Origin of the sequence: Pseudomonas sp. JAI115 (assembly GCF_014200835.1) — a bacterium.
Classification (GTDB): domain Bacteria; phylum Pseudomonadota; class Gammaproteobacteria; order Pseudomonadales; family Pseudomonadaceae; genus Aquipseudomonas; species Aquipseudomonas putida_A.
The window spans coordinates 108,520-129,014 of the sequence record NZ_JACHCY010000017.1; the positions used below are offsets into that span (position 1 = coordinate 108,520).

Annotated in this window: 24 protein-coding genes; 8 read left to right on the plus strand and 16 right to left on the minus strand. The window is 60.0% G+C overall.

Annotated elements, in window-relative coordinates; genetic code table 11:
• Positions 1 to 17 precede the first annotated feature (17 nt).
• Entirely contained in the window at positions 18 to 437 is a 420-nt protein-coding gene (locus HDC30_RS25650) for a hypothetical protein (RefSeq protein ID WP_183785681.1), read from the plus strand.
• A gap of 8 nt (positions 438 to 445) precedes the next feature.
• On the opposite strand, the gene HDC30_RS25655 is transcribed toward HDC30_RS25650, so the two are convergent.
• Together HDC30_RS25655 and HDC30_RS25660 are read right to left on the minus strand one after the other, a co-directional pair.
• Positions 446 to 685: a DUF1161 domain-containing protein gene (locus HDC30_RS25655; RefSeq protein WP_027610205.1), complete on the minus strand. Its 240-nt coding sequence runs from the start codon at positions 683 to 685 to the stop codon at positions 446 to 448.
• Between the two features lie 214 nt (positions 686 to 899).
• The gene (locus HDC30_RS25660) at positions 900 to 1,331 is read right to left on the minus strand and encodes an OsmC family protein (RefSeq protein WP_183785683.1); all 432 of its coding nucleotides are present in this window, start codon (positions 1,329 to 1,331) and stop codon (positions 900 to 902) included.
• Between the two features lie 241 nt (positions 1,332 to 1,572).
• Here HDC30_RS25660 and HDC30_RS25665 point away from each other — a divergent pair, with 241 nt between their 5' ends.
• Positions 1,573 to 2,574: an LLM class flavin-dependent oxidoreductase gene (locus tag HDC30_RS25665; protein ID WP_027610203.1), complete on the plus strand. Its 1,002-nt coding sequence runs from the start codon at positions 1,573 to 1,575 to the stop codon at positions 2,572 to 2,574.
• 171 nt (positions 2,575 to 2,745) lie between these two features.
• On the opposite strand, the gene HDC30_RS25670 is transcribed toward HDC30_RS25665, so the two are convergent.
• Together HDC30_RS25670 and HDC30_RS25675 are read right to left on the minus strand one after the other, a co-directional pair.
• On the minus strand, positions 2,746 to 2,967 hold the full coding sequence (locus tag HDC30_RS25670; RefSeq protein WP_027610202.1) for a DUF1161 domain-containing protein: 222 nt from the start codon (positions 2,965 to 2,967) through the stop codon (positions 2,746 to 2,748).
• 124 nt (positions 2,968 to 3,091) lie between these two features.
• The gene (locus tag HDC30_RS25675; RefSeq protein ID WP_027610201.1) at positions 3,092 to 3,307 is read right to left on the minus strand and encodes a dodecin; all 216 of its coding nucleotides are present in this window, start codon (positions 3,305 to 3,307) and stop codon (positions 3,092 to 3,094) included.
• Positions 3,308 to 3,477: 170 nt separating this feature from the next.
• Here HDC30_RS25675 and HDC30_RS25680 point away from each other — a divergent pair, with 170 nt between their 5' ends.
• On the plus strand, positions 3,478 to 3,804 hold the full coding sequence (locus HDC30_RS25680; RefSeq protein ID WP_003220391.1) for a YqjD family protein: 327 nt from the start codon (positions 3,478 to 3,480) through the stop codon (positions 3,802 to 3,804).
• On the opposite strand, the gene HDC30_RS25685 is transcribed toward HDC30_RS25680, so the two are convergent.
• Positions 3,777 to 4,694 (minus strand): LysR family transcriptional regulator, encoded by a 918-nt coding sequence (locus tag HDC30_RS25685; protein ID WP_183785685.1) that lies wholly within the window; start codon positions 4,692 to 4,694, stop codon positions 3,777 to 3,779. The genes HDC30_RS25680 and HDC30_RS25685 overlap by 28 nt on opposite strands.
• Positions 4,695 to 4,808: 114 nt before the next feature.
• Between HDC30_RS25685 and trpB the strand changes: the two genes are divergently transcribed.
• From trpB to HDC30_RS25700, 3 genes are all read left to right on the plus strand, one after another.
• Complete coding sequence (gene trpB / locus HDC30_RS25690) at positions 4,809 to 6,041, plus strand: tryptophan synthase subunit beta (protein WP_041074734.1); 1,233 nt, start codon at positions 4,809 to 4,811, stop codon at positions 6,039 to 6,041.
• Positions 6,041 to 6,853 (plus strand): tryptophan synthase subunit alpha, encoded by an 813-nt coding sequence (trpA, locus tag HDC30_RS25695; RefSeq protein ID WP_183785687.1) that lies wholly within the window; start codon positions 6,041 to 6,043, stop codon positions 6,851 to 6,853. Before trpB ends, trpA begins: the two co-directional genes overlap by 1 nt.
• A 121-nt stretch (positions 6,854 to 6,974) precedes the next feature.
• Positions 6,975 to 7,415: an anti-virulence regulator CigR family protein gene (locus HDC30_RS25700; protein WP_166495087.1), complete on the plus strand. Its 441-nt coding sequence runs from the start codon at positions 6,975 to 6,977 to the stop codon at positions 7,413 to 7,415.
• 85 nt (positions 7,416 to 7,500) lie between these two features.
• Here HDC30_RS25700 and HDC30_RS25705 read toward each other — a convergent pair whose 3' ends face one another.
• The 11 genes from HDC30_RS25705 to HDC30_RS25755 all read right to left on the minus strand — a co-directional run bounded on the left by HDC30_RS25705 (position 7,501) and on the right by HDC30_RS25755 (position 17,620).
• Positions 7,501 to 9,462 (minus strand): DUF4105 domain-containing protein, encoded by a 1,962-nt coding sequence (locus HDC30_RS25705; protein ID WP_183785689.1) that lies wholly within the window; start codon positions 9,460 to 9,462, stop codon positions 7,501 to 7,503.
• Positions 9,459 to 9,779, minus strand: coding sequence for a DUF2388 domain-containing protein (locus tag HDC30_RS25710; protein WP_007911662.1), 321 nt, complete (start codon positions 9,777 to 9,779; stop codon positions 9,459 to 9,461). Before HDC30_RS25710 ends, HDC30_RS25705 begins: the two co-directional genes overlap by 4 nt.
• A gap of 42 nt (positions 9,780 to 9,821) precedes the next feature.
• Positions 9,822 to 10,127: a DUF2388 domain-containing protein gene (locus HDC30_RS25715; protein WP_027610195.1), complete on the minus strand. Its 306-nt coding sequence runs from the start codon at positions 10,125 to 10,127 to the stop codon at positions 9,822 to 9,824.
• Between the two features lie 108 nt (positions 10,128 to 10,235).
• Positions 10,236 to 10,553, minus strand: a complete 318-nt coding sequence (locus HDC30_RS25720) for a DUF2388 domain-containing protein (protein WP_183785691.1) — start codon at positions 10,551 to 10,553, stop codon at positions 10,236 to 10,238.
• Between the two features lie 134 nt (positions 10,554 to 10,687).
• The gene (locus HDC30_RS25725) at positions 10,688 to 10,897 is read right to left on the minus strand and encodes a DUF1127 domain-containing protein (RefSeq protein WP_027610194.1); all 210 of its coding nucleotides are present in this window, start codon (positions 10,895 to 10,897) and stop codon (positions 10,688 to 10,690) included.
• 255 nt (positions 10,898 to 11,152) lie between these two features.
• A complete protein-coding gene (locus tag HDC30_RS25730) occupies positions 11,153 to 11,368 on the minus strand; it encodes a DUF1127 domain-containing protein (protein WP_007962833.1) in 216 nt (71 codons plus the stop codon).
• 320 nt (positions 11,369 to 11,688) lie between these two features.
• Positions 11,689 to 13,182 carry an acetyl-CoA hydrolase/transferase family protein gene (locus HDC30_RS25735; RefSeq protein WP_027610193.1) on the minus strand — a complete coding sequence of 498 codons (1,494 nt, stop codon included), beginning with the start codon at positions 13,180 to 13,182 and terminating at the stop codon, positions 11,689 to 11,691.
• A gap of 213 nt (positions 13,183 to 13,395) precedes the next feature.
• Positions 13,396 to 14,829, minus strand: coding sequence for an NAD(P)(+) transhydrogenase (Re/Si-specific) subunit beta (locus HDC30_RS25740; protein ID WP_095139707.1), 1,434 nt, complete (start codon positions 14,827 to 14,829; stop codon positions 13,396 to 13,398).
• Entirely contained in the window at positions 14,829 to 15,149 is a 321-nt protein-coding gene (locus HDC30_RS25745) for an NAD(P) transhydrogenase subunit alpha (RefSeq protein ID WP_003220416.1), read from the minus strand. The genes HDC30_RS25740 and HDC30_RS25745 overlap by 1 nt, the downstream gene beginning before the upstream one ends.
• 15 nt (positions 15,150 to 15,164) lie before the next feature.
• Positions 15,165 to 16,286 (minus strand): Re/Si-specific NAD(P)(+) transhydrogenase subunit alpha, encoded by a 1,122-nt coding sequence (locus tag HDC30_RS25750; RefSeq protein WP_096797300.1) that lies wholly within the window; start codon positions 16,284 to 16,286, stop codon positions 15,165 to 15,167.
• Between the two features lie 434 nt (positions 16,287 to 16,720).
• Positions 16,721 to 17,620: a LysR family transcriptional regulator gene (locus HDC30_RS25755; RefSeq protein ID WP_027610191.1), complete on the minus strand. Its 900-nt coding sequence runs from the start codon at positions 17,618 to 17,620 to the stop codon at positions 16,721 to 16,723.
• 157 nt (positions 17,621 to 17,777) lie between these two features.
• On the opposite strand from HDC30_RS25755, the gene HDC30_RS25760 reads away from it, so the two are divergent.
• Both HDC30_RS25760 and HDC30_RS25765 read left to right on the plus strand, forming a co-directional pair.
• Positions 17,778 to 18,959 carry an acyl-CoA dehydrogenase gene (locus HDC30_RS25760; RefSeq protein ID WP_003220420.1) on the plus strand — a complete coding sequence of 394 codons (1,182 nt, stop codon included), beginning with the start codon at positions 17,778 to 17,780 and terminating at the stop codon, positions 18,957 to 18,959.
• 13 nt (positions 18,960 to 18,972) lie between these two features.
• Positions 18,973 to 20,193, plus strand: coding sequence for a CaiB/BaiF CoA-transferase family protein (locus tag HDC30_RS25765; protein ID WP_183785693.1), 1,221 nt, complete (start codon positions 18,973 to 18,975; stop codon positions 20,191 to 20,193).
• The last annotated feature ends 302 nt before the right edge of the window (positions 20,194 to 20,495 follow it).

Here is a 20,495-nt window from a genome sequence, read left to right on the forward strand (position 1 = left end):
ATCACGGGACATTGATCATGCACAAGTTGACGTTGTTGCTCGCTGCAAGTCTGCTTGCTGGCTGCCAGAGCCCGATGCCGGCAGCCGATCCCGGCAAGGCCTGGGTCGATTTTTCGATGCCGACACCCGGCGGTAAAGTGCTGATGGCTGAACGGCTGGACAACGTGCGCCTGCGGGACGGGCGCTTTTTCCAGGTCGCGCCGGGCAGTCATGAGCTGACGGTGCGCTTCGATTTCGAGATCTTCGGTGGCAGCCAGGGCTTGGACACCGACCCGCAGGAACGCCTGTGCTACATGACCGTGCGCTACGATCATTTCGAAGCCGGGCAACGTTACCGACTTGAAGCCCGGTCGCTGGCGTTCACGCCGAGTGCTCGGTTGATCAATCGCCAAGGGCAGATAGTTGCCGAAGAGCGCCAGATCAACTGCGTGCCTTGAGCGGACTGTCAGATGTCGTTCTTCTGGTAGACGATCGCTTTTGTGCCGTTTTCGCAGGTGCCGACAACCATCGCCACGTCGTGCTTGTCGGCCTCTTCCTTGCTGACAATTTCCAGTGTGTAGGACGGCACTGCATTCGCCTGGATCTTTACTTCGATCTCTTTCTTCAATTCCTCGCAGTCTTTCGGTGCGGCGAGAACCGTTGTGGCCAGTGCACTGCAAAGAATCGCCAAGCCAATACGTTTCATAGATGAAGCTCCCTGATGCAGCGCGCACGGGCGTGCGCTGAAGCTGCTGTCACTTATTCGACCATATTTTTGCGGGGCAGGTTCTGACTTCGCTCACATCTTCAATAACGGCGCTGATTTGTGGATTACATTCGCGAGCAGGCTCGCTCCCACATTTGAAGTGCATTCCAATGTGGGAGCGAGCCTGCTCGCGAGTGGGTCAGTCAGCGCCGATTCAGCTAACCAGCGAAGCCTCAAGGGTAATCTTCGCATTCAGTACCTTGGACACCGGGCACCCTTCCTTGGCCTTGTTGCTCAGCTCTTCAAACTGCGCCTGAGTAGCGCCCGGGATCTTCGCCTTGAGGATCAGCTTGATCGCGGTGATGGCAAAGCCACCCTCGACCTGATCCAAGGTGACTTCAGCCTGGGTGTCGATGCTCTCGGCCTTCAGGCCCACATCACCGAGAATCATCGAAAACGCCATGGAAAAACAGCCGGCATGCGCCGCGCCGATCAGTTCTTCCGGGTTGGTGCCCTTGCCGCCTTCGAAGCGTGCCTTGAAGCCGTAGGGGGCTTCTCTGAGGACACCGGTTTCAGTGGAGATCGAGCCGATGCCGGTTTTCAGATCGCCTGCCCAATGTGCGGATGCTTTCTTCACGATAGCCATGTCTGCCTCCTCAAGATCTGGCGCGGAACGCCGCGCCGTCGTGGTTTTTACTTGCAAGGCTTCTGAGGATAGACGTCGGGACAAAGTTCAGCCCGGCTGAATCGTTGACTTTTTTAGTAGGAAATTTCATCGCGGCTATTGAAACTCGGGTATATGCCCTCATTGCATAAAACACGCTTATGGATTGGGCAGGTTTTCGTTCGCAAGAAAAACCTGCCTCCTCATTCGGAGACGCAGGTTTATGAAGCAACTGTCCGACGTAAAGTTTTCCACCCTTGATCTGGTGCCCGTGCGCGAGAATGGTAGCCCGGCGCAATCGCTGCGCAACTCGCTGGATCTGGCACAGCATGTCGAGAAACTCGGCTATACCCGCTTCTGGGTGGCCGAACACCACAACATGGACGGCATCGCCAGTTCTGCCACCTCGGTGTTGCTGGGATACCTGGCCGGCGGTACCTCGACGATTCGTGTCGGCTCCGGCGGGGTGATGCTGCCGAACCACGCGCCGCTGGTGATCGCCGAGCAGTTCGGCACTCTCGAAAGCCTGTATCCGGGACGCATCGATCTGGGTTTGGGCCGCGCGCCCGGCTCCGACCAGATGACCGCCCGCGCTCTGCGTCGTGAGCGCTCCGGCAGTGCCGATGACTTCCCGGAAGACGTTGCCGAGCTGGCGCGCTTCCTCGGCCCGCGTACCCCGGACCAACGGGTGATCGCCATGCCCGGCACCGGTACCAACGTGCCGATCTGGTTGCTTGGTTCCAGCCTGTTCAGCGCACAACTGGCCGGTGAGCGCGGGTTGCCCTACGCCTTCGCCTCGCACTTCGCCCCGCGTTTCATGCACGAGGCGATTCGCGTCTATCGCAACCACTTCAAGCCGTCAGCGGTACTCGACAAGCCTTATGTGATGCTCGGTGTGCCGCTGGTGGCGGCGGATACCGATGAGCAGGCTGACTACCTGGCGACCTCGGTGTACCAGCGAATTCTCGCGCTTATGCGTGGGCAGAGTCTGGTGCAGCGTCCGCCGGTGAAAACCATGGACGGCCTGTGGCTGCCCCATGAGCGTGAGGCGGTGGGGGATTTCCTCGGCCTGGCGATGGTCGGCAGCCCGCAGAAGATCCGCGCGAAGCTGGAGGTGCTGGTCGAGCAGACGCAGGCCGATGAGCTGATTTTCACCTGCGATCTGTATGAGCATGCCGATCGTCTGCACTCCTATGAATTGCTGGCCCAAGTCATGAAGGGCTGACTCTGGAATACGGCTTCTGTGGGAGCGGGCTTGCTCGCGAAGACGGAGTGTCAGACACCCTGGAGGTCGGCTGACATAACGCTTTCGCGAGCAAGCCCGCTCCCACATTGGGAACCAGTGGCCCACAAAAAAGCCGACGCCTTCGCGTCGGCTTTTGCATTTCAATCGCGATCACCCGCGTTTGTAGACGATTTCCTTGGTGCCGCCTTCACAGGTGCCCACAACTTTTCCGCCATTGGCTCCCTTGTCGACAACCTCCAGCGAATACCCTGCAACGCCCTTGGCATCCAGCTTCGCTGCAATCTCGCCTTTCAGCTCTTCACAAGGCTTGCCAGCAGCAAACGCGCCACCCGCAAGGCTCAACAAACCTACTGCCAATATGAACTTCTTCATCGGTCGCACTCCCTGGTCGGATTAAAAGAGGCGGGCATCAGGTCTCCCGATGCACTCACCTTGTAGCGCTTTGCCATTCCTATGGCACTCGGCCAGCGCGCAAGTTCAGAAGCGTAGCCCAAACTCAGCTGCTGGCAATGCGGAAGCCGACTTTGAGGGTTACCTGGAAATGCGCAGCCTTGCCGTCCTTGATGTGGCCGCGGGTCTCGACCACTTCAAACCATTCCAGATGTTTGATGCTCTTGTTGGCTTCGGCCAACGCGTTGTTGATGGCGTCTTCGATGCTGCTGGTGGACGAGCCGACCAGCTCGACTTTCTTGTACGTGTGATGGTCACTCATGGCGATCTCCTTGGCGTTTGCAATTGACGTGTGGAATTGAGACTAGCAGTCAATCTGCTCTGTGGATTTCGGTGCCGCGGCGCAAGCGAAGTTCAGATTTTCTGCACTTTCTCAAACCGCTGAAGTCCCAACCAACACACGCCACTCATCACCAATGCAGGAGAGCCACCATGGCCAACACCTCTTTACGTAAAGCCTCGTTGCAAAGCATGGAAGCCGAGATCGAGAGTCTGCTCAAATCGTTGGAAAGCCTGAAGGACGACGCATCCGACGAGTCGCGCAAGACCCTGAAGGCGCTCAAAAGCAACGCCGAAAGCGCGCTGAAACATTCACGCAGCCTGCTCAGCGATGCCTATGAAGAAGTCAAAGTGAAAACCCGCGAGACCGGCATCGCCACCCGCGATTACGCTCAGGAACACCCTTGGACCACCGCCGGTGTGGCGGTCGGTGCAATCGGTCTGCTCGCCGCTTATTTGCTGTTCAAGCGCGGCGAGTGATCCGTCTGGCGCAGCTCGTTCTTGAGCCACTGCGCCAGTTGCCGGGCGCGTCCATCTGCGGCGCGCTTGGGTAGCCACAACGCCAGTTGCGCCGGGGTTTCGCAAAAGCCCCACGGCGCAACCAGGCGACCGGCCTTCAAGTCTTCGGCCACCAGCGGCTCTGGCGCGATTGCCACGCCGAGTCCGGCCACTGCGGCTTCCAGCAGATAATACAAATGCTCAAAACCTTGCCCCAACTTCAACGCCTTGGCGTCGAGGTGATTTTGCTGTGCCCAACTCGGCCAGGCTTGCGGGCGCGATGTGGTGTGCAGCAGCGGCTCGCTGAGCAAGGCTGACGCCGGCGCCGCTTGCAGGCGTTGGTAGCCACTGAACAGCGGGCTCATCACCGGGCCGATGCGTTCTGCGGCCAGTTCGTAGACCTGCATGTCTGCCGGCCATGGCGGCTCGGCGAACAACAGCAACGCATCGAGTCCAGGGCGCCGCGGGTCGAGATCACCTTCACCGGCTGACAAGTGCAGACGCAAGTCCGGCAGATCGGCGTTGAGCCGCCCCAGGCGTGGGATGAACCAGCGCGCCAACAGACTGCCGGAGCAGCCGAGCACGAACGGCGCGCCAGCGGTGCTTTGCGTCAGCTCGGCACACACACTGCGCAAGCGATCGAAGGCCTCACCGCTGGCATCTCGCAGACGAACACCGGCATCTGTGAGTTTCAAGCCGCGACCATCCTTGACGAACAGGCTCACGCCAAGATGCTCTTCGAGCACTTTGAGCTGACGGCTGACTGCACCATGAGTGACGTGCAGCTGTTCGGCCGCCTGACTGACGCTGTTAAGCCGGGCGGTGGCTTCGAACGCGCGCAAGGCGTTCAACGGGGGAAGGTCGTGGCTCATGGTATCTGTGAGTTTTCCTGACAGGTTGTGGCGATCTTATCGGTTTTCAGCCTGGAAGGTCAGGGGTAGAGTGGACGCCATTGTCTTCTCACCCGAATTCACCTGGAGCACATCATGACCCAGACTTCGAACACCTCCAACCTGCGCAGCGGCCCTGACGATAACGGCCTGTTCGGCGCGTTCGGCGGCCGCTACGTGGCGGAAACCCTGATGCCGTTGATCCTCGATCTGGCCCGCGAATACGAAGCGGCCAAGGAAGATCCGGCGTTCAAGGAAGAGCTGGCCTACTTCCAGCGTGACTATGTCGGTCGTCCGAGCCCGCTGTACTTCGCCGAGCGTCTGACCGAGTTCTGCGGCGGCGCGAAGATCTACCTCAAACGCGAAGAGCTGAACCACACCGGCGCGCACAAGATCAACAATTGCATCGGCCAGATCCTGCTGGCGCGGCGCATGGGCAAGAAACGCATCATCGCCGAGACCGGTGCCGGCATGCACGGCGTTGCGACTGCCACCGTGGCCGCACGTTTCGGTCTGGACTGCGTGATCTACATGGGCACCACGGACATCGAACGTCAGCAGGCCAACGTGTTCCGCATGAAGCTGCTGGGCGCCGAAGTGATTCCGGTGGTGGCCGGCACCGGCACCCTGAAAGACGCGATGAACGAAGCGCTGCGTGACTGGGTGACAAACGTCGACAGCACCTTCTACCTGATCGGCACCGTGGCCGGCCCGCACCCGTATCCCGCCATGGTGCGCGACTTCCAGGCAGTGATCGGCAAGGAGACCCGCGAGCAGTTGCAAGCTCAGGAAGGTCGTCTGCCGGACAGTCTGGTGGCGTGCATCGGGGGCGGCTCCAACGCCATGGGCCTGTTCCACCCGTTCCTCGATGATCAAAGCGTCGAAATCATCGGGGTTGAAGCGGCCGGTTACGGCATCGAAACCGGCAAGCACGCGGCGAGCCTCAATGGCGGCGTACCGGGTGTGCTGCACGGCAACCGTACCTTCCTGCTGCAGGACGACGATGGCCAGATCATCGACGCCCACTCGATTTCCGCCGGCCTCGACTATCCCGGCATCGGCCCTGAGCACGCCTGGTTGCATGACATCGGCCGCGTCCAGTACACCTCGGTCACCGACGACGAAGCCCTCGCTGCGTTCCACCAGTGCTGCCGCCTCGAAGGCATCATCCCGGCGCTGGAAAGCGCCCATGCGTTGGCTGAAGTGTTCAAACGCGCACCGAAACTGCCGAAGGATCACCTGATGGTGGTCAACCTCTCCGGCCGTGGCGACAAAGACATGCAGACCGTCATGCATCACATGGAACAGTCGAAGCAGGAGAAACACTGATGAGCCGCCTGCAAACCCGTTTTGCCGACCTCAAGCAACAGAATCGCGCCGCGCTGGTGACCTTCGTCACCGCCGGTGATCCGGACTACGACACCTCGCTGGCGATCCTCAAAGGTTTGCCCGGCGCTGGCGCCGACGTGATCGAGTTGGGCATGCCGTTCACCGACCCGATGGCCGACGGCCCGGCGATTCAACTGGCGAACATCCGTGCCTTGGGCGCCAAGCAGAATCTGACGAAAAGCCTGCAAATGGTTCGCGAGTTCCGCGAAGGCAACAGCGACACGCCGCTGGTGCTGATGGGCTACTTCAACCCGATCCACATGTATGGCGTTGAACGTTTCATCGCTGACGCCAAAGACGCGGGCGTCGACGGCCTGATCGTGGTCGACATGCCGCCAGAGCACAACAATGAACTGTGCGACCCGGCACAGGCCGCGGGTCTGGACTTCATCCGCCTGACCACCCCGACCACTGATGATGCGCGTCTGCCGAAAGTGCTCAATGGCAGCTCGGGCTTCGTTTACTACGTGTCGGTGGCCGGTGTGACCGGTGCCGGTGCGGCGACTCTGGAACACGTCGAAGAGGCGGTCACCCGTTTGCGTCGCCACACTGACCTGCCGATCAGCATCGGTTTCGGTATCCGGACTCCGGAGCAGGCGGCGTCCATCGCTCGTTTGGCGGACGGGGTGGTGGTGGGTTCGGCACTGATCGATCACATCGCCAATGCGACCACGCCGGCCCAGGCTGTCGATGGTGTGCTGGGTCTGTGCAAGGCGCTGTCCGAAGGCGTGCGTCAGGCCCGCGTCAACTGAAGGTAAAGTTCCTGATACAGAGGAATTAGCGCCTCACACCACGGCCTAATTGAGCAAGACCGAGGGATTCAGAACCACGTTCTGAATCCCTTTTTGCTGTTGGTGCAGTGAGGAAGACTTGATGAAAATGCCGAAACGTCTGATTGCCGGACTGGGTGTGCTGATGCTCAGCGCGACGCCGCTGCTGGCCAGCGCCGATCCACGCGATGATCATGACCACGGCGGCCCGCAGCAGGGCCACTACGATAACCGCGGTGACGATCACCGTGGCCCGCAGAATGACCACCGTGGCGGCCCGCCGCGCGATTTCGGCCCGGTGCGCCAGACTATTCGCGACAATCATGGCTACTTCGTGCGCGGTGCACCGCCACCGCCGGGCATTCGTCTGGAACGTGGCCGGCCGTTGCCGCACGGTTATTACGGCGAGCGGCTGGACGGTCGGGCACTGAGTCGTTTGCCGGTGTATCCGGGTTATGAATGGCGCCGCGCTGGGGGCGATATCGTGCTGATCGCAGTGGGTACCGGGATCGTTTACGAAATTCTGGATGGTGTTTTGTACTGATTTACAGGCAATAAAAAGATCGCAGCCTGCGGCAGCTCCTACATTTATCTCTGTAGGAGCTGCCGCAGGCTGCGATCTTTTGCTTTCAGGGCAATTCCAGTCCGCCGGACGCCTTGTGCAGTTTGCGTAGATGCTCGCCGATCTGCTTCACGTTGGCTTCGCTGGCGGCAATTTCGGCCGCTCGCTTGGGTTCCAGCAACTTGCGCACTTCCTTGTCCAGATCGCCGCTCAGCGCCAGTAGTTGTTTCTGGCGTTGGGCGCTTTCGTCTTGCAGGCGCTTGAACTCGCTCGGTTGCGGCAGCCCGTAGCCGCGGCTGTCGAGCAGTTCCGCCGGACGACTGAGGAAGCCGCTGTTGGCGAGAATTTCCTGCAGGGTGGCGTTGGCCTTGTCCATGCCGCCGTTTTCCAGCTCCCGAGCGCCGAGGTAACGCTGCTTGACCTCGTCCTGGGCCAGCAGCAACTGACGGCGATAGCTCGCCTGTTCCAGCAGGAGCAATGCAGCGCTGGTGCGCAGGTCTGCACGTTCGAACCACTGGCGACGTTCCTCGGCAGACAGCGATAGCCAATCTTCGACGCTGGTTTGCTTGATCGGCAGCTGCTTTTTCAACACATCGAACATCGCCTGATAGCGATCGCGGAACGAGTCGAAGCGATAACCCAGGCGCAGCGCTTCCTTGGGATTGTCGAGCACGCTGGTGTCGGCCAGGCCACGGCCTTTGAGCACTTCCAGCAAACCGTTGGGCATGATGCTGTCCAGGCCAATCAGTTGCTTGTTATTGCTGCCGCTGCGCAACAGCTTGAGGCTTTCCACGGCGCAGTTGTTGGACAGGAAGAAGTAGTTGCCGTCGTAACTCCAGTGCATCTCGGCGGCGTGTTCGACCACCTCTTCAATCTCCGTGCGCGACAGATTCAGCGGCACTGAAGCGAGGCTGCGCAGTTCGGTCTTGGTGTATTCGTCGATCACTTGGGCCAGTGGCAGCACGAACAACCGCGACGGGTACTTGCCGACCAGGCCGTCCCAACTCGACAGCTGCACATCACCGACAAAGGCGCGGTAGGACAGCACCAGATGCTGGTCCAGATCGAGCCGGCAATCCGGGCCACGTGGTCGGCCCGGCGCACAGATCACCAGACGCAACATGCTGTGGCCCCAGCGGCTGACCCAGTTCTGGTTGGCTTCTGCCAGCAGATAATCGACGGCGTACACCCGCTCCGGGTCGACCTGGCCCAAGGGCTGTTTGGCGAAGTCGTTGCCGGCGTTGAGAAAGGCGAAGGTATTGCTGCAGGTGTCCTTGGCCGGTGGTGCCCAGCCGAAGCGCTCCTTGTAGTAGCGATAGAGCGCCGGACGGCGACACGCGTAGCTCGGGTCGAGGAGGAAATACTCCATGTTGACCGCGACAAACTCTTTCGGACTGGAGATCTCATACAGGTCCGGACTGCGGGCCACCTGACGGTTGTGCTGTTCACGCTCGCCGCGGCGCCCGACGTACTGTTGCCAGCCGGCGAGATCTAGCAGACGTGGATCATCGCTGAGGGTAAAGCGGCGCTCGGTCTGGCCTCGGCACTCGTCGGGAATGCCGACCAGGCCGGCGCTGTTGCTGCGGCGAGTGCAGCGCTGGATCAGCGTGCGTTCGGCGGCGGGCCACAGACGCGCGCGATCGTAAATGTGGGTGAGTTCGTGCAGCACCGTTGCCAGCAGTTCCTGACGCACCGTGCCGTGGGGGCGATTGGTTTTCTCGTTGGCCGCGCTGCCGTCGGTGAGGCCGGCGAGCAGTTTGCGGTTCAGGTCGAGCTCGGCAACCAGGGTCGCCTGGCCGTAGGCGTTACCGGGCATGTCGTCGGTCCAGCCGACATCGATGCGCCGGTCCAGTTGTTCGACGAAGCTGGGTGGCAACTTGTGCATGGCTTCATCGAGCAGCGCCTGGCTGGCCTGCTGCTGAGCGGGGCTCAGGCCGTCGGTCTTGAGCCGCAATTGCAGGCTGGCGTGGGCGCTGTTGCCAAGCAGCAACAACGCCCCGGCCAGTAGCCAGGCGCCGATTGACTTCACAGGGCGAGGATGGCTTCGGCGAGCACCTGATCACTGGCGTCGCGGGCCTCCGGCACGCGCGTGCGCAAGGTGTTGAGGGCGGCTTCCAGGTGCGCACCGCGGATATCGCCGTTGGTGGCAACGAAGCTGGCCGCATCGTCGTGGGCTTCGCGGATGATTTTCGAATCGCGAATCGACGTCGTGGTATCGGAGGTGAAATCGATGGTGCGCTGGGAGGCACGAACGATGATGTTACTGGTGGCTACCAGGGTGTGTGCCTGGGCCACATCGGCCAACAAAAACAGGCCAAGGGCGGCAGCAATCAGCGGGCTACGCATGGAACGACTCCGGAGGGCAATGTTAACGAGGGATCATGATAACTATTGGACGAGAATTGCCTGTGCCAGTTCAAGGTCGCTGACATGAAGTTTTGGTCGGGATTTGCGCAAGTAATGCAGGGCGGATTCGAGCTGCGCGCCGCGCAATTGACCGTCACTGGCAACAAACGCCGCCGCGTCATCGTGAGCGGCGATGATCAGTTTACGGTCGAACGGTGCGGAAGACACCATTCCGGTCGCCCAAACGCTGACCACGGTGTTTTGTGTGGATACATCAAAGGCATCGACCGAGGTCGCCCAGAAGGCACTGACCAATACGCAAGGGAAAAGCAGTCTGAATAAACGCATGAGACTCGGTAACGGTTAACGAGCTTCAAGGCTAGCGCAAATGCCCGGGCCAGAGCCAGCGGCGAAACATCGGGACACGACTGGCGTGCCCCGTGCGGCATCGTCGGATCAGATCGCGAGGATGGCTTGCGCCAGTTGGAAGTCGGTCGCGTTCAGTTGCGGTGCCTGATGGCGGATCAGGTCGAGGGCGCTTTCCAGTTTCACGCCACGGATCTGGCCTTCACTGGCGACGAAGCTGGCAGCGTCGTCACGGGCGGCGATCACGACTTTGTTGTCACGCAGCGAAGAGCTGACATCGGAGGTGGCATCCGAGGAGGATTTCAGCGCGCCAACCACGGCGTCGGTGGTCACAATGAAGCTGGTGGCACTGGCGTTGGCAGCCACGGCCAGCAAGGCGGCAGCGCTGAGCAGGCGAAGACGGGACATGGTGGATCTCCTGATAGTAAACCGTATTGAGAGGTGGCTTGTGTCTGATGATTCAGACGCGGGTTACAGAAGATTCGCCACGTTCTGGCGTGGATATTAGGCCTGCGCGCGAGGTTCGGACAGTGGGCAGAATGCTAGCGCCAGAATGGTTTCTCCAGTTCTCTGAGCCGATCGGCATGGCTGAGGCCCAGATCCGCTAGGTCGCGCTGGTCCAGTTGAGCCAGCAGGCGCCGCGTCCTGGCGCGCTCCAGTCCTTGCCACAGGGGGCGAAACAAGCGCCGCAACGGGTGCGAGTGAGCGCGAGGTAGAGTCGAAGCTGTCGAAACATCCTGTAAGCCTTTCATGGCGTTTTCCTTAAACCGAGGAGGGTTAAGGACATGCTGCGCCCGATGCAGTTTGGCGAGCAGATACACTCATGAAAAATTGTACTGGTTCAGATTTTGTTTATTGAGAACTGTACCTGTACTTTGATTATTCTGCTGTACGGGCATTTTCGAACCCTGAAACGACAAAACCCGTCGCGGTTTCCCGCGACGGGTCTTGTGTGTTCAATTCGGGTTGCTGGCGGTGGGTCTGACGACCAGAGCCAGCGACGCTACCTAGCGCCAGAACGGCTTGCTCAGCTCTTCGTAGCGTTGTGCTTCGCTGATACCGGCGTCAGCCAGCAGACGCGAATCCAGACGAGCCAGTTGGTGGCGGCTGGAGATGCGGCGCTGCCACAACATCAGGTTGGCGATAACGCGCAGAGGCAGGGAAGCCTGGTTTTTTGCAGCTTTGTCTTCGAAGAACAGTTCGGAACTGAGTGTACGTTCCATGGTTGACATCCTTCCGCTTGTGGCGGGATCAGGTAGTGGTTTAACTGGTGCCCATGATCCTCTCGTTTGCCTAGTCTCTCTAGATACAGTTCAACTGTATTGTGAGTGACCAGTTAACTGTTTATAGGGGGTGTACGGGTCGAAATTGAGCAAACTGTACCTGTCAGCACTAATGTGGTGCGTTTTTGCTCAATTCGAGGAAGGAGGTAGGCAAAATCTGTAGGAAATAACCGGTACAGCAGTACAGTTTTTGCCAGATGTGGCGGGTTAAAAAATCCGCTGACACAAACTGTGTTTGCATCAGCGGTTTGACTGTGTGATTACACCGCGAGCATGCGTCCGGTTTCTTCCAGGTTGATGTGCCAGCTCAGGGCTTCTCGCAGGATGTGTGGGGTATGGCCGCCGATGGCGCACGCTGCGGTGAAGTAGTCGTTCAGCGCCTGGCGATAGTCCGGGTGTACACAGTTGTCGATGATCACCCGGGCGCGCTCGCGCGGGGCCAGGCCGCGCAGGTCGGCCAGGCCGATTTCGGTCACCAGGATGTCGACGTCATGCTCGGTGTGGTCAACGTGGCTGACCATCGGCACCACGCTGGAAATGGCGCCGCCCTTGGCGATCGACTTGGTCACGAACACCGCGAGGTGTGCGTTGCGCGCGAAGTCGCCCGAGCCACCAATGCCGTTCATCATCCGCGTACCGCAGACATGGGTGGAGTTGACGTTGCCGTAGATGTCGAACTCCAGCGCAGTGTTGATACCGATGATACCCAGACGACGCACCACTTCCGGGTGGTTGGAGATTTCCTGCGGGCGCAGCACCAGTTTGTCCTTGTACTTCTCCAGGTTGCCGAACACGTCGCTGTTGCGCCGCTCCGACAAAGTGATCGAGCTGCCCGACGCAAAGCTCAGCTTGCCGGCGTCGATCAGGTCGAAGGTCGAGTCCTGCAGCACTTCGGAGTACATGGTCAGGTCTTCGAACGGCGAATCGATCAGGCCGCACATCACCGCGTTGGCGATGTTGCCGATCCCGGCCTGCAACGGGCCGAGCTTGTTGGTCATGCGCCCGGCATTGACTTCCTGCTTGAAGAAGGTGATCAGGTGCTCGGCGATGGCATTGGTGTCGACATCCGGGGTCGACACCGTGGACGGCGAATCCGCCTGCTGAGTGATGACGATGGCGACAATCTTCTCCGGCGGGATCGGGATCGCGGTGCTGCCGATGCGATCGTCGACTTTCACCAGCGGGATCGGCGTGCGCGTCGGGCGATAGGTCGGGATATAGATGTCATGCAGGCCTTCGAGGTTGGCGTTGTGCGCCAGGTTGATCTCGACAATCACCTGCTTGGCGAAAATCGCGAAGCTCGCCGAGTTGCCCACCGAGGTGGTCGGCACGATGTGGCCTTGCTCGGTGATGGCCACGGCTTCGATCACCGCGATGTCCGGCAGCTTCAGTTGCTGGTTGCGCAGTTGCTCGACGGTTTCCGACAGGTGCTGGTCGATGAACATCACTTCGCCGGCGTTGATTGCCTTGCGCAAGGTGCTATCGACCTGGAACGGCATGCGCCGCGACAACACGCCGGCCTCGGTCAGTTGCTTGTCGAGGTCGTTGCCCAGGCTCGCGCCGGTCATCAGGCTGATCTTCAGCGGCGTGACCTTGGCTCGCTCGGCCAGTGCGTGAGGGACAGCTTTGGCTTCGCCCGCGCGGGTGAAGCCGCTCATGCCGACGGTCATGCCGTCTTCAATCAGCGCGGCGGCGTCGGCGGCGCTCATCACTTTATCCAACAACGAAGGCAGGCGAATACGGTCACGGTACATGGATTATTTCTCGGGAAGCGAGTAGCAGGATGCGCAGTCTAGTGAATTTCGCGGGCGCCTGTCCCGCTACCAAGGTCGCAAACGAGGCGTCTATTTAGCGGGTTTGAAGTAAAACACCGTTACCGGATCTGCAACAACGCGGCAAATTGTCCGACGCTGTGCGCAAACAAAAACGCCCCGACAAGTCGGGGCGTCCGGTGCAGCTGCGGAGGATTACTCCACCGCTTTGACCATGTCTTCGATGACTTTCTTCGCGTCGCCGAACACCATCATGGTCTTGTCCAGGTAGAACAGTTCGTTGTCCAGACCGGCATAACCGCTGGCCATCGAGCGCTTGTTGACGATGATGGTCTTGGCCTTGAACGCTTCGAGAATCGGCATGCCGGCAATCGGCGATTTCGGATCGTTCTTGGCGGCCGGATTGACCACGTCGTTGGCGCCGAGTACCAGCACCACGTCGGCCTGGCCGAACTCGGAGTTGATGTCTTCCATCTCGAACACCTGGTCGTAAGGCACTTCGGCCTCGGCGAGCAGGACGTTCATGTGCCCGGGCATGCGACCGGCCACCGGGTGGATCGCGTACTTCACGGTCACGCCACGGTGGGTCAGTTTCTCGGTCAGTTCTTTCAAGGCGTGCTGCGCGCGGGCCACCGCCAGGCCGTAACCCGGGACGATGATCACGGTGTCGGCGTTGGTCAGCAGGAAGGTTGCGTCGTCGGCCGAACCGGATTTAACCGGACGGGCTTCTTTCGCTCCGGCAGGTCCTGCGTCAGCCGTATTGCCGAAACCGCCGAGCAATACATTAAAGAAGGAACGGTTCATCGCCTTGCACATGATGTACGAGAGAATCGCACCGCTCGAACCCACCAGCGAGCCGGCAATGATCAGCATCGAGTTGTTCAGCGAGAAGCCGATACCCGCTGCAGCCCAACCCGAGTAACTGTTGAGCATCGACACCACCACCGGCATGTCGGCGCCGCCGATCGGGATGATGATCAGCACGCCCATCACGAACGCCAGGGCCAGCATCAGCGCGAACGCTGCGAGGTTGCCGGTGAGCATGAAGGTCACGCCCAGCACCAGTGTCGCCAGACCCAGTACTGCGTTGAGCTTGTGCTGACCGGCAAACTGTACCGGTGCGCCCTGGAACAGACGGAACTTGTACTTGCCCGACAGCTTGCCGAAGGCGATCACCGAACCGGAGAAGGTGATTGCACCGATCGCCGCTCCGAGAAATAGCTCCAGACGGTTGCCCGCCGGGATCGAGTCTCCCAGTTGCTTGACGATGCCCAGCGATTGCGGCTCGACCACCGCGGCAATGGCGATGAACACCGCCGCCAGACCGATCATGCTGTGCATGAACGCGACCAGTTCCGGCATCTTGGTCATTTCAACGCGCTTGGCCATGATCGAACCGGCGGTGCCGCCGATCAGCAGGCCGACGATCACGTAACCGATACCCGCAGTCGCCAGCTCAGCCCCAAGCTTATAGATGAGGCCGACGGTGGTGAGGATGGCCAGCGCCATGCCGAGCATGCCGAACAGGTTGCCGCGCCGCGATGTGGTCGGGTGCGACAGGCCTTTGAGGGCCTGGATAAAGCAGATCGACGCGATCAGGTAGAGCGTCGTGACGAGATTCATGCTCATTACTTCGGCGCCTCTTCTTTTGCTTTCGGGGCTTTCTTCTTGAACATCTCAAGCATGCGGCGGGTGACCAGGAAGCCACCAAACACGTTGACCGCAGCCAGTGCCACGGCGAGGGTGCCCATGGTCTTGCCCAGCGGCGTGACGGTCAGCGCAGCAGCGAGCATGGCGCCGACGATCACGATTGCCGAAATGGCATTGGTCACCGCCATCAACGGCGTGTGCAGCGCAGGTGTAACGTTCCAGACCACGTGGTAACCGACATAAATCGCCAGCACGAAGATGATCAGGTTGTAGATACCGGGGGAGATAAGCTCTTCCATCGTCTGAATCCCTGCTTAGGCGTTTTTGCGGATGACTTGGCCGTCGCGGCACATCAGGCACGCGGCGACGATGTCGTCTTCGAGGTTGACGTCGAACTGGCCTTCTTTGGTGAACACCAGCTTGAGGAAGTCCAGCAGGTTGCGGGCGTACAGCGCCGAGGCGTCTGCAGCGACTTCACCGGCCAGGTTGGTCGGGCCGACGATGGTCACGCCGTTCTCGACCACGACCTGATCGGCGACGGTCAGCGGGCAGTTGCCGCCCTGAGCTGCCGCGAGGTCGATGACCACCGAGCCCGGCTTCATCTGCGCCACGGTGTCTGCGCTCAACAGTGTCGGCGCCTTGCGGCCCGGGATCAGTGCGGTGGTGATGACGATGTCGGCCTGCTTGGCGCGTTCGTGCACAGCCTGGGCCTGACGTTGCATCCAGCTCGCCGGCATCGGGCGAGCGTAACCGCCGACACCGACCGCGCATTCCCGCTCTTCGTCAGTCTCGTAAGGCACATCGACGAACTTCGCGCCGAGGGATTCGATCTGTTCCTTCACCGCCGGACGCACGTCAGACGCTTCGATCACCGCACCCAGACGTTTCGCCGTGGCAATCGCCTGCAACCCGGCCACGCCGGCACCCAGAATCAGCACGCGCGCCGCTTTCACGGTGCCCGCAGCTGTCATCAGCATTGGCATGAAGCGCGGATAGTAGTGCGCAGCCAGCAACACCGCCTTGTAGCCGGCGATGTTCGCCTGCGACGACAACACATCGAGACTCTGCGCCCGAGAGGTGCGCGGCGCCGCTTCGAGGGCGAACGCGGTGATCCCGCACTCGGCCATTTTGGCGATGGTGTCGTTATTGAAGGGGTTGAGCATGCCCACCAGCACCGTGCCGCGCTTGATCAGCGCCAGTTCGGCGTCGCTGGGGGCGACCACTTTGAGAATCAGCTCGGCGCCGAACGCATTGTTGGCACTGCCAATGGTTGCGCCCGCCGCTTCATAGGCACTGTCGACAACGCTGGCTTTAACGCCGGCGCCGGTTTGCACAGTGACCTTATGACCTTGGCTGATCAGCTTTTTAATGGTTTCCGGGGTTGCAGCAACCCGTGTTTCACCGGTCTGGGTTTCGAGAGGAACACCAATGTGCACGTCAAATCTCCTGCGTGATCTTATTGAGTAAACCCAGGCACTGCGGATGGTGCGACTGGGGCGGCCGATCAGCACGATCCCGCCAAATCAGGGCGGGGCGCGGCATTTTGCAGGCGAACTTTATGCCCTTCAAGGGATTATGACGGGTGACGGAAAATTAACTACAAGTCATCCCGTGACCGAATGTCGCAGATGACCAGTTGAATCCCTTGCAGGCCGTGCCTTGCAAGGATTCTGGCTGAATTTGAAAAAATTTCTCATCGGTGGCGTGAATAGGCCGTAATGAGTCGTGGATGAAGGCTCAAAGCCACGTCTTCAGGCGCTTGTGGGACGTCTGTACGACTTTCGGATACAGTCTGTGATTTTGCGACAAATACTTATATCTGTAGGGCTTTGATTTTCCTGACTACCGGGTTAGTAATCGCTGTAAGCCTTTATCCTTCTAGGCTGTAGCTGTTTGCCTGATTGACCAGCCAATCGCGAAAAGCCTTGAGTGATGCCGATTCGACCTTTCGCTCCGGAATCATCAGGTAATACGCCTTGATGCTGGAAAGCGCATTCGGGTTGGCGACCACCAGGCGTTTCTCGGCCAATTCGCGCTGAATCAGAAACGGTGGAATCAGCGCGATGCCCATGTCGTGCATGGCCGCTTGGGCCAGCATGGAGAATAGCTCGTAGCGCGGGCCTGTCATGTCGCGTGGGATGTTCAGGTGCTGTGAATTGAACCATTGGCGCCAGGCGTAGGGACGGGTGGTTTGCTGCAACAGAGGCAGCTCGGCAATCTCGTTGGGTGTCAGATGTTTCTTGCTGCCGAGGAGAGCGGGGCTGCATACCGGCATCGGATTTTCGCCCATCAGCCTGTGGGATTCGGTACCCGACCAATCGGCGTCGCCAAAGTAGATTGCCGCATCGAAATCAGTGTCGGCAAACAGGAATGGGCGGGTGCGGTTGGTGAGATTGACCGTTACTTCCGGGTGTTTGAGCTGGAAGTCCTTGAGCCGTGGCAGCAGCCATTGCGTGCCGAAGGTGGGCACCACCGCCAGTTCGATCACGTTGGCGCCCTGCTGGCCCATGACCGAGAGCGTGTCGCGCTCGACGGCATCGAGTTGCGTGGCCACCCGACGGCTGTAGGAAAGGCCTGCTTCCGTCAGCTTCACTCCGCGTCGCGAGCGTCGGAACAGTTCCACACTGAGGAACTCCTCAAGGCTAGCGATCTGTCGGCAAATGGCGCCCTGGGTGAGGGAAAGTTCTTCGGCAGCCTTGGTAAAGCTCTCGTGCCGGGCGGCAGCTTCGAAGCTGATCAGGGCGGTGGTGCTGGGGATCTTCCTGCGCATGTACGTCAACCTCACTAATGCGCCGCATAAAAGGCATTCAGCGACGTTTCGGAGTGAGAAATTAGCACAACAGGATGCGAAATCCTCGTTTGCCGCGCTGGCGAACCGGGCCTAGGATCAATGCCACGTTAATTCACCGATTTGCGAGGACACACTCATGGGCGGTAAAGCTAGCTTCAATTGGATCGATCCCCTGCTGCTGGATCAACAGCTCACCGAAGAAGAGCGCATGATCCGTGACACCGCCGCCCAATTCGCTCAGCAGAGCCTGGCGCCCCGCGTGCTTGAAGCTTTCCGCCATGAGAAAACCGACCCGGCGATCTTTCGCGAAATGGGCGAAGTCGGCCTGCTCGGCGCGACCATCCCTGAGCAGTACGGCGGCAGCGGCCTGAACTATGTCAGCTACGGCCTGATTGCTCGCGAAGTGGAGCGTGTCGACTCCGGCTACCGCTCGATGATGAGTGTGCAATCGTCGCTGGTAATGGTGCCAATCAACGAATTCGGCACAGAAGCCCAGAAACAGAAATACCTGCCGAAACTGGCCTCCGGTGAATGGATCGGCTGCTTCGGTCTGACCGAGCCAAACCACGGTTCCGACCCGGGTGCGATGATCACCCGTGCGCGCAAAGTCGACGGCGGCTACAGCCTGACCGGCGCCAAGATGTGGATCACCAACAGCCCCATCGCCGACGTATTTGTAGTCTGGGCCAAAGACGATGCCGGCGACATCCGTGGCTTCGTACTGGAAAAAGGCTGGAAGGGCCTGAGCGCACCGGCGATTCACGGCAAGGTCGGCCTGCGCGCCTCGATCACCGGCGAAATCGTCATGGACAACGTGTTTGTCCCGGAAGAGAACATCTTCCCGGATGTGCGCGGTCTGAAAGGCCCGTTCACCTGCCTGAACTCCGCACGCTACGGCATCTCTTGGGGAGCCTTGGGAGCTGCCGAGTTCTGCTGGCACACCGCTCGCCAGTACACCCTCGATCGTCAGCAGTTCGGGCGTCCATTGGCCGCTACCCAACTGATCCAGAAGAAGCTGGCCGACATGCAGACCGAGATCACTCTGGCGCTGCAAGGCTGTCTGCGTCTGGGGCGCATGAAGGATGAGGGCACTGCGGCGGTCGAAATCACTTCGATCATGAAGCGCAACTCCTGTGGCAAGTCGCTGGATATCGCTCGCATGGCCCGTGACATGCTGGGTGGCAACGGTATCTCTGACGAGTTCGGTGTGGCCCGTCATCTGGTCAACCTGGAAGTGGTGAATACCTATGAAGGCACCCATGACGTTCACGCGCTGATCCTCGGTCGCGCGCAAACCGGTCTGCAGGCGTTCTATTAACAGGAGAGCGACCATGGGCGCGCTGTCGCATCTGCGAGTACTGGATTTATCACGCGTGCTGGCCGGGCCGTGGGCCGGACAGATTCTCGCCGACCTTGGCGCCGAGGTGATCAAGGTCGAGCGCCCGGGCAATGGCGACGACACGCGCGCCTGGGGGCCGCCCTTCCTTAAGGGCGCTTATGGTGAGAACACCAGCGAGGCGGCTTATTACCTGTCGGCCAACCGCAACAAGCAATCGGTGACGATCGACTTCACTCGCCCCGAGGGGCAGCAGCTTGTGCGGGACCTCGCGGCCAAGTCGGACATTCTGATCGAGAACTTCAAGGTCGGTGGACTGGCTGCCTATGGGCTGGACTACGAGTCGCTGAAGGCGATCAATCCGGACCTGATCTATTGTTCGATCACCGGGTTCGGTCAAACCGGGCCGTATGCCAAGCGTGCCGGTTATGACTTCATGATCCAGGGGCTGGGCGGGCTGATGAGCCTGACCGGTCGTCCTGAAGGTGATGAAGGCGCCGGGCCGGTGAAGGTGGGAGTGGCGCTGACGGACATTCTTACGGGGCTATATTCGACCGTGGCGATTTTGGCGGCGCTGGCTCATCGTGATCACGACGGTGGCGGGCAGCACATCGATATGGCTTTGCTGGATGTACAGGTCGCATGCCTGGCGAACCAGGCAATGAACTACCTGACTACTGGCAATGCGCCGAAACGACTGGGTAATGCACACCCGAACATCGTGCCTTATCAGGACTTCCCGACGGCCGACGGTGATTTCATTCTTACCGTTGGCAATGACGGCCAGTTCCGCAAGTTTGCCGAGGTGGCGGGCCAGCCGCAGTGGGCGGACGATCCGCGATTCGCGACTAACAAGCTGCGGGTGGCTAACCGCGCGGTGTTGATTCCCCTGATCCGCCAGGCGACGGTATTCAAGACCACCGCCGAATGGGTGGCGCAGTTGGAGCAGGCGGGCGTGCCGTGTGGGCCGATCAATGATCTGTCCCAGGTGTTTGAGGATCCGCAGGTGAAGGCGCGGGGGTTGGCGATAGAGCTGCCGCATGCACTGGCGGGGATGGTCCCGCAGGTGGCGAGTCCGATCCGGCTGTCGCAGACGCCGGTCGAGTACCTTCGCGCGCCTCCTTTATTGGGCGAGCATACGTTGGAGGTTTTGCAGCGGGTGCTGGGTCTGGGCGCTGGCGCGGTAGAGGCACTCAAGGCTGATGGAGTGCTTTGAGTATCGCTTCTATCTTCTATATAGAAGAAGGCTGTTTCCTGCCTATATATAGATGGATTTGTGCGTTTTTTAACCGATCTGTAAGTTGTTGAAAGAAAACTGAAATTAACGGTTGACGGCAGATTCAGGAAGTCTATAATTCGCCCCACTTCCGGCGCAGTCGAAACGTAAAACTCCTTGAGATTCAACGAGTTACGCAGTTTTCGACAGCGGCTTGCTTCAGTTCATCGAAGCCTGGAAGGAGTTGAAAGAGCGGTGATGTTTGGCTCTTTTGACGGTTCGATCTTCTCGGTCGAAAGCGG